We start from the raw sequence: 12484 nt of genomic DNA, 5'->3' as shown, positions 1-12484 counted from the left end.
TATTGAATAAATGGTGTTAGACTTGTCATTTCAGTAACGGATTGTAATTATTTTAGACTATGCAAACTTTAACTCGTGCAGGATTAATTGAAAAACTTTATAGTCATATTGGCTTATCCCGTAGTGAATCAGCTCAATTGCTAGAAACGGTTTTGGAAAAAATCGTTGTAACCCTGGAAAAGGGTGATTCGGTTAAAATCAGTGGATTTGGTACTTTTTCTGTCCGAAGAAAAGGAAACAGAATTGGGCGTAATCCTAAAACAGGTGTCGAGGTTGAAATAGAACCCAGATATGTTTTGAGTTTTCGCTCCAGTCAGAAATTGAAAAAAAATGTTAATGAGGGTATGATTAAAAAATCTTCTTGAAAGGATAAATAATGACCCAAGGTAACTCTGCTCAGATTATTAGTCAATCGAATGAAAAAGTAGATCCTGATTCAGAAGATAATGGAGTTACCAAAAAGGAACCTGGGGCTTTCCGTACTATTAGTGAAGTGGCTGATGAAATTCATGTACCCCAACATGTTCTACGTTTTTGGGAAACGCGTTTTCCTCAGGTACAACCAATAAAACGAAGTGGTGGTCGTCGTTATTACCGTGTTGAAGATGTAACGCTTCTAAAGTATATATCTGAACTTTTATATATCCAAGGATATACGATAAAAGGTGTTCAGCGTCTTTTACAAGAAGAATTATTGAATAATAAAGTTTCGGATAATGAAAAATTAAATTTTAAATCGGAATCTGATATATCGATAACAAATGAATCTCAATCTCCAAATGATGATCTGACAAATACAGATGAAAATAATCAGCAAGATTTATGTAAGGAATTGGAAAAATTGAAAAATGAAAAATCAATGCTGATTGATTCATTAAAAAATGTTTTGGTTGAGTTGCAAGAATTGAGAAAAATAATAGCTGAGGCTTAATTTTATATTGATCCAAATAAAATTGACTGCTATATGGCTGTATAGATTTGACGGGCAGTAGCGCAGTCTGGTAGCGCATCAGTCTGGGGGACTGGGGGTCGTGGGTTCGAATCCCGCCTGCCCGATATTCGTTAATATTTTCTTTTTTCAGCTGTCCAATTGTTCCATAACATAATTATGGCGGCCATTATCGCTGGACCGATAAATAAACCAATCATCCCCCAAGATTCCAACCCTCCCAAAATACCGATTAATACCCATATAAATGGTAATTTTGTTGAGCCACCAATCAAAGCTGGTCTGATAAAATGATCTGCAATAAAAATAATGATGCAGCCGACAATCAGTATAGTTAAAGCGATCAAATAGGAAACTTGAAAAAAAGCGATAAACGCAACTATACCAATGGCAATCAGGGGGCAAAAGGGGATCATTGCAGCCAAGGCTGTCAATATGCCCAACAATGCCGCATGCGGTATATGCAGAAAATAGTATAGGGTTCCGAGAATGATACCCTGTCCTAGCCCGACCAGAACTAGTCCCGAAACTGTTCCATGAACTGATGAGATCATTTGTTGAGCAATTGTTTCCCCTTGTTTGCCAAACAATCGTCTCGAACCTGATTTGCATTGATGAATAATTGATTCTCCATCTTTAAAAATAAAAAATAAGGTTAAAATTGAAAAGAAAAACAGTAAACCTCTATGAAGGATTTGTGACCCTATTTTTTGTGTAACATATACTCCATGACTTAGATGCAAATTGGAAATTAGTGTCGAGGCAGAAGATGGATCTTCAAGGTTTTCTTTCCACCAGTGAATGATATTATTGTTTATAACTGGGATTTTATTAAGCCACTCGGGTGGTGGTAAACCCTCACGACTAATTTTAATGACCCAACTTATGCCTGTTTGCAAATCTTTTGTCGCTTCAAGTGCTATAAAACCCAGGGGAAGAAGAAAAACCAGGGTAATAAAACAGGAAAAAATAAAGGGTAGTATAAAATTAAATCGTTCATAGGGCCATTTTTGCTTGACAGTTTTGTAAAATGGCCAGCATGCTATGGCAAAGATAATTCCCCAAATCAGGGAAAACAAAAAGGCTTTAATGGTATATAGACCAAATAGTATCAATACGATACTTAAACAACTGTGAGCAATAGTTTGATTATGGATTTGCTCTGCCAGTGACAATTGGCGCGAAATTTTTCTATTGATTATATGATCATCTTGGGACATGTTAATTATTCCCCAATATCCGTTATAATTCTTTTTTGATAATGGAAATGGCGAAGGCCTGAATGAAGGCGGCCTCTTTTAAGGCTGTATATCGACCTGCAGCTCCCCCGTGCCCTGAATCCATATTTATTTTCAAAAGCAAGGGATTGGACGATATATTGTGATCTCTTAGTTTTGCAATCCATTTTGATGGTTCCCAATAGGTAACACGGGGATCAGTCAGGCCTCCCATTGCAAGTATGGCAGGATAGTCTTGTTCTTTTATATTATCGTAAGGTGAATAACTTGCTATATATTGATATGCTTTTGAATCTTTAAGAGGATTGCCCCATTCTGGCCATTCTGGAGGTGTGAGAGGTAAAGTAATGTCTGACATTGTGTTTAATATGTCTACAAAAGGAACGACAGCAATGATTGCCGCAAAAAGATCAGGGCGTTTATTGGCTATATATCCCATTACCATACCGCCTGCTGATCTTCCGTCAGCAACGATTTTTTTTGGCTGTGTATAATTTTGTTCAACAAGATAATCGGCACAGCAAATAAAATCGGTAAAAGTGTTTATTTTGTTGAAGCGACGCCCCTCCATAAACCAATTCCAACCTTTTTCTGATCCGCCACGAATATGGGCTATGGCATAAATCCACCCTTGGTCGATATAATTCAATGCTGTTATGGAAAAAACAGGGTCAATGGCATATCCGTATGATCCGTAACCATAAAGAAGAGTTGGGTTTTTACCGTTTAATTCAATATCTTTACGATAGGTCAAGGTCATGGGAATTTTTTCACCGTCGTTTGCAATAGCCCATATCCTTTTTGATTTGTAAAGGCTTGAATTATAACCGCAAGGAATTTTCTGCTGTTTAATGATTTCTTTTTTACCAGTTGGAATATGAAAACGATTCCAGCAACGTGGAGTTGTAGGAGACTGATAACTGTATCGTAACAATTCTGTATCATATTCAAGCGTTTCATCCAGGGAAAGAAGGTATGCATCTTCATCACCTGAGATAATTTTATTTTCATCGTTTGTATTGGTGATGATTATTTTTGTATTAACCTCATGACGTTCCAATCTTATAAAATAATTTTTAAACGCCTTGAATTCCATTAGGTAAATATCAGGATTATGATTAATCCAATTTTGCCAAATTTTTTTTTCTATTTTATCCTGTATCAAATTATTCGGTATGGGCAATCGCATGAGTTTAAAATTGTATGCATTATCTTCATTTGTATAGATAATAAAATGATTGTTCCAATCTGTTATTTTGTAAAAAACACCTGTTCGTCTTTTTTTAAAACATATTGCTGCATATGTGGGATGTTGTCCCGATATGATCCAGACCTCGCTGGTATCATGATTATTGGCTGTTATATAAATCCATTGGTTGGAAAGACTGCGCTCAATATTAATAAAAAAGCCTGAATCTTTCTCTTTATAAACTAGAGTATCTTGAGAAGTGGCTATATGATGTCTGTAAATTGCGGTAGGTCTGCCTTGATCATCGCGATAGACCCAAAATATATACTGACTGCATGGTGAAAAACAGTAAGATCCAGAACAGGGTGAAATGGATTGTGGTAATACATCTCCTGTTTCCAGATTTTTAATTTTTAAATGCCAAATTTCTGAGCCTTGGGTATCTTCAATATAGGCAAAGTATTTATGGTTAGGGCTGTGTGAAACCGAGCTTATTTTATAATAATCAATAGTACTTGCCTGAATATTTGGATCAATAAGCAATTGTTCTCCAAAATCATGAATTGATTTTCGATAAAAACTCTTATGCTCTTTTCCCTCTTCAAATCGTGAATAATATATCCAGCTACCGTCAGGTAGTTCAGGGCTGCTTTCTTTATCAGCCAATTTTGATTTCAAGGAAAGAAAAAGCTTGTTTTGCAACGGTTTAGTCTGCTGCATTATTTTATTAGCATAATTATTTTCCTGTTCAAGATATTGTTTTATCTCTTTTTTTAGTTTTGAAGGATTGGACAAGACTTCCTGCCAATTATCATCTTTTAACCAGGCATAAGGATCAGTTCTTGTAAATCCCAGTTGTTTTATGATTTTCTCTTTTTTTGGTGCTTTTGGCGGAAGAATTGATGACATAAGCTAGAACATTTCCCCATTTTTAAATAATTTGCATAAGAGACAAGACTATCATATTTTATCTGGATTAATGAAATAATTAATTATTAGAAAATTGATGGTTTCATATTGATAATGTAAATTCTGTATATTTTGATAAATAGTTTTGAAAGTAATTTGAATGTCAGAAAAAAGAGTTTTAATTGTTGGTGCCGGTTTTTCCGGTGCTGTGATTGGCCGTATTCTTGCAGAAAATGACTGGAATGTGCATATTATTGATGAACGATCCCATACTGCTGGAAACTCATACTCCGAACGGGACAAAGATACAGGAGTCATGGTACATATTTACGGTCCCCATATATTTCATACAGATAATGAAGACGTATGGAATTTTGTAAATAAATATTCAGAAATGATGCCCTATGTCAATCGTGTGAAGACCATAGTTAAGGGACAGGTTTTTTCATTACCGATTAATCTGCACACGATTAACCAATTTTTCCAGAAAGCATTATCTCCTGATCAAGCAAAAGAACTTATTGCCGAAAAAGGTGATAAGTCAATTAAAGAGCCTGAGACATTTGAAGAACAGGCTTTGAAATTTGTTGGTAAGGAATTATATGAGGCTTTTTTCAAGGGTTATACCCTTAAGCAATGGGGACTGCATCCCTCTGAATTGCCAGCATCTATCTTAAAGCGTTTACCTGTTCGTTTCAATTATGACGATAACTATTTCAGTCACAAATTTCAGGGAATACCAAAAAAGGGCTATACAGATTTGGTCGATAATATTCTTGATCATCCTGGAATTAAAATTTCTTTGAATACAGTTTTTGATAAGGAAAAATCAAAATATTATAAACATGTATTTTATAGTGGTCCATTGGATGGTTATTTCCATCATCAATATGGTCGTTTAGCATATCGCACCCTGGATTTCGAAAGATTCACATATCAGGGAGATTTCCAGGGAACGGCTGTAATGAATTATGGAGAGGAAAGCGTTCCATATACCCGTATAACAGAGCATAAATATTTTGCACCTTGGGAAAGTCATGAAGGCTCGGTTTGTTATAGAGAGTATAGCCGTTTATGTACAGAAAAAGATTTGCCTTACTATCCAATACGTCTTGTAGGTGAAATGAATCAGTTGGATCAATATATAGAATTGGCCGAAAAGGAACCTGATATTACATTTGTTGGACGACTGGGAACCTATCGTTATCTTGATATGGATGTAACCATTGCAGAAGCAATGAAAACAGCAAGATTATTTTTGAAATCCATTGATAATAATGAAAAAATGCCAGTATTTACAGTCAGTATGAAGTAATTCATATTCATATTGCCTAAATCTATCTAAAAAATAATCGCTATTTCAATGTTAAATCGACTTGCTTTAATTTTAGCGATTATAAATTATTCTAATCAAAAATATTTATGGTCAACGGCAATAGTTTATCAATTTTTTTATAATAATTCGTAATTTACGATATCTTTCGTTATTTATAAAATTTACGTAAAATTGTCTAGATTCATAATTTTTTAGAATTTAAAAAATTTTGAAGAATTCGTAACAGCTTTTGTTTGATTTTTTAAAGTGCTCTATATAGGTTCTTTTGAAGACATACATTAACTATATAGTTTTAAAATCGATGAGTGATTCAATAAAATCAAAACAAAATCAATATGTTTTAACACTTTCTTGCCCTGATAAACCAGGTATTGTTTCCGCAATTTCTACAGGATTATTTGAAGCTCAAGCCAATATTGTTGAGTCGCAGCAGCATGATGCTCTTTCGGGTTATTTTTTTATGCGTGTTGTGTTCACCCTAGAGAGCAATAAAAAAAATTATCAATGGTTATATTCCAGATTGGAGGCTATTGCTGCCCAATTTAAAATGACATGGTTCTTGCATGATCGGGAACGTAAAAAACGTGTGTTGTTGATGGTATCAAGATTTGATCATTGTCTGGTTGATCTTTTATATCGATGGAGAATAGGGGAACTGGCAATCGAACCCAGTGCAATTGTTGCAAATTATCCATATGAAGATTATGGTCATATTGATATGCAAGATGTTCCATTTTATTATCTTCCTATTCTTAAGGATACCAAAAGGGAACAAGAAACGAAATTGTGGGATATTATTAAGGAAACCCGGACAGAGCTTGTTGTTCTTGCGCGCTATATGCAAATTCTGTCTCCTGAAATGGTAAAAAAATTGGCGGGTCAATGTATAAATATACATCATTCCTTTTTACCCGGCTTTAAGGGTGCAAAAGCCTATCATCAGGCTTATGAACGAGGGGTTAAATTGATTGGTGCAACAGCACATTATGTAACCGAGGATCTTGATGAAGGTCCAATTATAGAACAGGACGTTGAACGGGTCAGTCACAATGACACCCCTCATGACCTTATCCGTAAAGGAAGGGATATTGAAAGACGAGTTCTGGCAAAAGCCGTGCGTTATCATATTGAAGACCGTGTTCTTTTAAATGGTCACAAAACCGTTGTATTTTCGGATTGATCAGGGAAATAATTTCCCTCTCAATCCAGTTTTTATGCGATGGGCATACTGAGAATTCTTTGCGATGATGCCCATGCGAATAAAAAGATCGATTAATACAAGATTGACATTAAATTTGAAATCATCTGTTTCGCACACTTGATGGTAAACATCTTCTAATTTTTTTAATTGGAAAGATTCAACCTCTCCATCATTGGGAACCGGTTGAAAATCTTCCGGCAACCATAGATCATAGCAATATAACACATCTCGCCTTAACCCTTCAGGTCTGATCATGCTATAAGTAATCAGTGATTTATATTCCGCATTTATCATGAGGGCGTTCGGAATGCTTGCTTCTTCACGTGCTTCTTTTTCTAGAGTGTTGTTATGGGTAAATCCTGCTGGTATACCTCCCGCGACGATATGATCCAGTTTTTCAGGATCAAGCCGTTTATACTTTGCCCGTTTCGCGATCCACAAATAAATTTGATTTCTTTTCTTAACCAAACCATTGAGATGAACTCCAGTTCCAATCAGTCCAAGATCAGGAATAACGGCACGATCAATTTTTCCAACCGGTTTAGCATATGGTGAGGGATAGACATCAAAAAGTTCATTCATGGAGCGAACCATATTATTTTCAATTAGTTGATTACCCAGCATCTCGATTGAATATTGTGCTGGTAAAGTACAAATATTATTTTCTTCCATAACAACATGATGTTTTTGGAGAGTATCCATAAATGAAGGTCGAACCCATCCTATGATCTGATTATGCGCCTTGAAAGGTAAAAAATCTTTTTGTAACTTGGCGGTGTTACATTTTTTTATATGACGAAATAAATTTTTAAATTCAATATGTTGCATTAAAAATCTCTTATATTGCTTTAATAGTTTTTTTATTTCAAAGTTATCTATTTTTGTATTTTTTCATTTTTAGGGTAAACACTTCATGTATATTGATAAAACAATTACAATCTTTTGAAAATAACATGTCACGATATTCCAAATTTTCCTATGTCGACAAAGAAAGCACTCGTTCAGGATGGTCAACTTTACTTGAGCTCTTGACCTATTTGTGGCCTCGTCAGCATATGACGTTGAAAATTCGCTTTATCTTTGCGATGCTTTTGATGATTGTTGCCAAAATCATAGCCTTGGGCGTTCCTTATCTTTATAGCAAGATTGTGGATTATTTTTCCCAGAATAATCATGAAATAATTTATGTACCGATTTATCTTATTGTTGGATATGGATTGGTTAGGATTTTTTCCAGCTTATGTTCGGAATTGAAAGACACGGTTTTTGCGCCATTACGATTTCGGGTGATGCGTATAATAACCCTAAAATGCTTCGAGCATGTTCAAAGACTTTCACTAAAATTTCATTTAAATCGACGAACCGGAGCAATTACACGGGCTATTGAGCGGGGTGGTGAGGGAATTGAAACAATTTTGAGAGTGGGTATATTCAGTATCGTTCCAACAGTGATTGAAACCTTGATGGTTCTCGGTGTGATTGCTCATTTGTATAACGGATATTATACACTTGTTGTCTGTCTTGCAATATTAGCCTATTTTTTCTTTACGATTTGGTTTACATCTCGGCGTATCAAGATTCGTCGAAAAATGAATGAAATTAATAATGAAGCCAATAATCGTGCCTTGGACAGTTTGCTGAATTATGAAACTGTTAAATATTTTTGTAATGAAGCCCATGAAATAAGACGATATGATGAAGCATTGGCACATTATGAAAAAGCTTCCATTAAAACACAAATAACGCTCAATATCCTGAATTTTGGTCAATCTTTCATTATAGCCATTGCATTGACATTTATTATGTTAATGGCAGCACGTGACATTGTCAGTTATCATTTTACTGTCGGAAAATTTGTCTTGATTAACACCTATTTGATGCAGCTTTATCAGCCCTTGAATTTTCTTGGCAGTATCTATTCTAATTTGCGAAAATCAATTGTTGATTTGGAAAATATGTTTTCTCTTTTGGCACAGCCAATGGATATCAATAATCAAGAATGCGCCAAATCACTTCCAACTGAATTGGTGAATGCGGGGCCTGCCAAAATTGAATTTAAAGATGTTTTTTTTGGTTATGATCCCTCTCGGGAAATTTTGCATCATGTAAGCTTCCTGGCGGAACCAGCCCAGCAGATTGCCATTGTTGGACCAACAGGGGCTGGGAAATCAACAATTAGCCGTTTGCTGTTCCGTTTTTATGATGTTACAACTGGTGCTGTATTAATCGATAATGAGGATATACGGTCTTATAAACAGGATGATTTGAGAAAGGCCATTGGAGTTGTGCCTCAAGATACGGTTTTGTTTAATGATTCGATTGGTTACAATATTGCTTATGGTAAATTAGGAAGCTCACAAGCAGAAATTGAAAAAGCAGCAAGGCTGGCTCAAATCCATGATTTTATTGTTGGTTTGCCCAAGGGATATCATACTCAGGTGGGAGAAAGAGGCTTAAAACTTTCCGGTGGCGAAAAACAAAGGATAGCTATTGCAAGAACAATATTGAAAAATCCAAGGATTTTAATCCTGGATGAGGCAACAAGCGCGTTGGATAGTCAGACAGAAAAAGAAATACAGCAGGCTCTTTTCCAGGTTTCTCAGGGTAGAACCGTGATTACAATAGCTCATCGTTTATCAACAATTATTCATTCGGACATGATTTTGGTTATGATGGATGGGAAAATATGCGAACAGGGAACTCATGAATTCCTGCTTGCAAAAAATGGTTTTTATGCCAATATGTGGTCTATACAGAGTCAACATTCTGATAAATAGGCTAGAAATAGTGAAAATTTTTAATTTTGAGGTTTAAAATTTGGATTTTTACTTGACTATTTCGTGAATTTTAGTCATAGGGCTAAACTAAGTATTTTTTATTTGCCAAACATTAAGTCTTGGCTTTCACAATCCGAGGATGAAAACAAATGTCTCGCCGTTGCCAAATCACAGGCAAAGGTGTGTTGACAGGAAATAATGTCAGTCACGCCAATAACAAAAACCGTCGCCGTTTCCTGCCTAATCTGCAGGATTATTCCTTAAGGTCCGATATTTTGGGTCAACAAATACATTTACGCGTCACAACGCATGGTCTCCGTACCATTGAACATAATGGCGGTTTAGACAATTTCCTGCTAAATACACCGAATCGCAAGCTTACAGAAGAGGCTTTAGTGATTAAACGCCGTATTCTACAGGCTCAGGAAAAAAAATCAGCAGTAGCTGCTTAAATTTTTAAAAAATTGATTATCTAGTAATTAAATAACTTCCTTGATTTAATCTTAAGGGAGTTATTTTGAGTTAAAAAAGGAAATTATTCTTTTAATCTTATGATTTGATGAATATATTTTCTGAATATTTTTCTATCGTTTGTGGAGGTTTTACTTTTGTCCGACCATTCTGATCTTTCTAAAATCCGTAATATAGGTATTACCGCGCATATCGATGCGGGTAAAACAACGACAACTGAACGTATTCTATATTATACAGGTGTCTCCCATAAGATTGGTGAGGTCCACGAAGGGAACACCACTACTGACTATATGGCACAGGAACGTGAAAGAGGGATTACCATTACTTCCGCTGCCGTTACCTGTGAATGGAACAAGCATCGTATCAATATTATTGATACTCCGGGCCATATTGACTTTAACATTGAAGTTAACCGTTCATTGCGCGTGCTTGATGGTGCGGTTTTCATTATCGAGGGTGTTGCTGGTGTCCAACCTCAGTCTGAAACGAATTGGCGTTTGGCTGACCGTTACAATGTCCCTCGCATTATTTTCATTAACAAGTTGGATCGTACAGGTGCAAATTTTGAATATGCTTTCAGCACTTTAAAAGATAAGCTGGATATTGTCGCTATCCCTTTACAGCTTCCGATTGGTGCGGAAGAAAATTTAAAGGGTGTTATCGATCTTGTTAATATGAATGCCATTGTATGGGAAGGTGATGATCTTGGTGCCAAATACAATATTGTTGAAATCCCTGCTGAATTAAAGGAAAAAGCAGAAGAGGCACGTCAAAATCTTCTGGACACCGTTTTGGCTGTTGATGATGCGGCTATGGAAGAATATTTTGAAAAAGGTGATGTTTCTGTTGAGGTTTTAAAGAAATGTATTAAAAAAGGTACCATTTCTGGAGAATTTCGTCCGGTTCTTTGCGGTTCTTCTTTCAAGAACAAAGGTGTTCAGCCTTTGTTGGATGCAATTGTTGATTACCTTCCTGCTCCTGACGATGTGGAAGGAATTCGTATTGCACCTCCTGAAGATGAAGAGGTTGATGAAAATAAATTACCAATCATTCCCGTTGATCCAAATGGCAAATTTGCCGGTTTGGCTTTCAAAATCATCAATGATAAATATGGTTCTCTAACTTTCGTGCGTGTTTATCGTGGTATCTTACGTTCTGGTGACACGGTTTTGAACACAACCCATGGTCATAAAGAGCGTATTGGACGTATTTTCCAAATGCACGCTGATAAACGTATAGAAATCAAAGAAGTGCATGCTGGTGATATTGCCGCTTTTGTTGGATTGAAGGATACGAAAACAGGGGATACTTTGGCAGATCCGGCAGATCCGGTTGTTTTGGAGCGCATGCAATTTCCAGTACCTGTTATCGATATTTCTGTCGAACCAAAAACCAAGGAAGCGGTTGAAAAAATGACTCTTGCGCTTCAGAAATTGGCGGCAGAAGATCCATCTCTACAGTTAAAGACGGATCAGGAAACGGGGCAAACAATTCTTTCAGGTATGGGTGAGTTGCATCTTGATATCATCATTGACCGTTTACGTCGTGAATATGGTGTTGATGCGAATATTGGCGCACCACAGGTTGCATATCGTGAAACCATTACTCAGTCTCATACAGAAACCTACACCCATAAAAAACAGTCTGGTGGTGCGGGTCAGTTTGCTGAAGTCAAAATTATTTTCGAACCTACCGAACGAAATGAAGGAATCATATTCGAAAATAAAATTGTTGGCGGTGCGGTTCCCAAGGAATATATTCCAGCTGTTGACAAGGGTATCAGAAACCAGGCATCTACCGGTGTATTAGCAGGATTTCCAACTGTAGACTTTAAATTTACGCTTGTTGATGGTAAATATCATGATGTTGACTCTTCTGCATTGGCGTTCGAGATTGCCGGTAAAGCCTGTTTCCGTGAAGGAATGAAAAAAGCTGGTCCTGTCATTCTTGAACCTATCATGGATGTCGAAATCACTACACCTAATGATCATGTTGGTGATGTTGTTGGTGACTTGAACCGTCGTCGCGGAATGATTCAAAGTCAAGAAACTTCTGGAAGCACTGTCATGGTTCGCGCTTTTGTTCCATTGAAAGAAATGTTTGGCTATATTTCTGATCTTCGTTCAATGACCAAAGGTCGTGCGTCCTTTACAATGCAATTCCATCATTATGATCCAGTTCCCCGTAATGTTACGGATGAAATTATTAGTCAATCTGCCTAATTTTAAATAACAATTTGATACGATTTAAAGCAGCCTTTTTTGTATAAAAGGCTGTTTTTTTGTGAAAATGTATGTGATTAAATAAATATTTTAGGTTTTATTTGTGTAATTTAAAAAATTATATCATAATTAATCTTTATCAAAAAATTTTGAAATTTTATGGGATTTATTAAAATAAATTTATCTTTT

At 36.0% G+C, this 12484-nt stretch carries 10 protein-coding genes and 1 tRNA gene; 8 read left to right on the top strand and 3 right to left on the bottom strand.

Going from position 1 to position 12484, the window contains the following annotated elements; all coding sequences use genetic code 11:
* Window positions 1-59 precede the first annotated feature (59 nt).
* The 3 genes from H3R33_RS04255 (at window position 60) to H3R33_RS04245 (ending at window position 1056) form a co-directional block, all read left to right on the top strand.
* Entirely contained in the window at window positions 60-365 is a 306-nt protein-coding gene (locus H3R33_RS04255; RefSeq protein WP_122123476.1) for an integration host factor subunit alpha, read from the top strand.
* A gap of 11 nt (window positions 366-376) precedes the next feature.
* A complete protein-coding gene (locus H3R33_RS04250; protein ID WP_198184921.1) occupies window positions 377-931 on the top strand; it encodes a MerR family transcriptional regulator in 555 nt (184 codons plus the stop codon).
* A 51-nt stretch (window positions 932-982) separates the two neighbouring features.
* Window positions 983-1056, top strand: a tRNA-Pro gene (locus H3R33_RS04245).
* Between the two features lie 6 nt (window positions 1057-1062).
* On the opposite strand, the gene H3R33_RS04240 is transcribed toward H3R33_RS04245, so the two are convergent.
* Window positions 1063-2169, bottom strand: a complete 1107-nt coding sequence (locus H3R33_RS04240) for an AI-2E family transporter (RefSeq protein ID WP_198184922.1) — start codon at window positions 2167-2169, stop codon at window positions 1063-1065.
* Window positions 2170-2191: 22 nt separating this feature from the next.
* A complete protein-coding gene (locus H3R33_RS04235) occupies window positions 2192-4285 on the bottom strand; it encodes a S9 family peptidase (protein WP_198184923.1) in 2094 nt (697 codons plus the stop codon).
* 160 nt (window positions 4286-4445) lie between these two features.
* On the opposite strand from H3R33_RS04235, the gene glf reads away from it, so the two are divergent.
* Window positions 4446-5600: a UDP-galactopyranose mutase gene (gene glf, locus H3R33_RS04230; RefSeq protein ID WP_198184924.1), complete on the top strand. Its 1155-nt coding sequence runs from the start codon at window positions 4446-4448 to the stop codon at window positions 5598-5600.
* 322 nt (window positions 5601-5922) lie between these two features.
* Entirely contained in the window at window positions 5923-6801 is an 879-nt protein-coding gene (gene purU / locus H3R33_RS04225) for a formyltetrahydrofolate deformylase (protein WP_122123480.1), read from the top strand.
* Here purU and H3R33_RS04220 read toward each other — a convergent pair whose 3' ends face one another.
* Entirely contained in the window at window positions 6802-7650 is an 849-nt protein-coding gene (locus H3R33_RS04220; protein WP_198184925.1) for an NUDIX hydrolase family protein, read from the bottom strand.
* Window positions 7651-7775: 125 nt separating this feature from the next.
* On the opposite strand from H3R33_RS04220, the gene H3R33_RS04215 reads away from it, so the two are divergent.
* The 3 genes from H3R33_RS04215 to fusA all read left to right on the top strand — a co-directional run bounded on the left by H3R33_RS04215 (window position 7776) and on the right by fusA (window position 12295).
* Window positions 7776-9599, top strand: coding sequence for an ABC transporter ATP-binding protein/permease (locus H3R33_RS04215; RefSeq protein WP_198184926.1), 1824 nt, complete (start codon window positions 7776-7778; stop codon window positions 9597-9599).
* A 149-nt stretch (window positions 9600-9748) separates the two neighbouring features.
* A complete protein-coding gene (rpmB, locus tag H3R33_RS04210) occupies window positions 9749-10051 on the top strand; it encodes a 50S ribosomal protein L28 (protein WP_110438924.1) in 303 nt (100 codons plus the stop codon).
* Between the two features lie 156 nt (window positions 10052-10207).
* Complete coding sequence (fusA, locus tag H3R33_RS04205) at window positions 10208-12295, top strand: elongation factor G (RefSeq protein WP_198184927.1); 2088 nt, start codon at window positions 10208-10210, stop codon at window positions 12293-12295.
* Window positions 12296-12484: the final 189 nt, after the last annotated feature.

The organism is Commensalibacter sp. B14384M2 (assembly GCF_016101865.1).
GTDB lineage: Bacteria > Pseudomonadota > Alphaproteobacteria > Acetobacterales > Acetobacteraceae > Commensalibacter > Commensalibacter melissae.
This window is presented reverse-complemented; position numbering and strand designations above follow the sequence as displayed.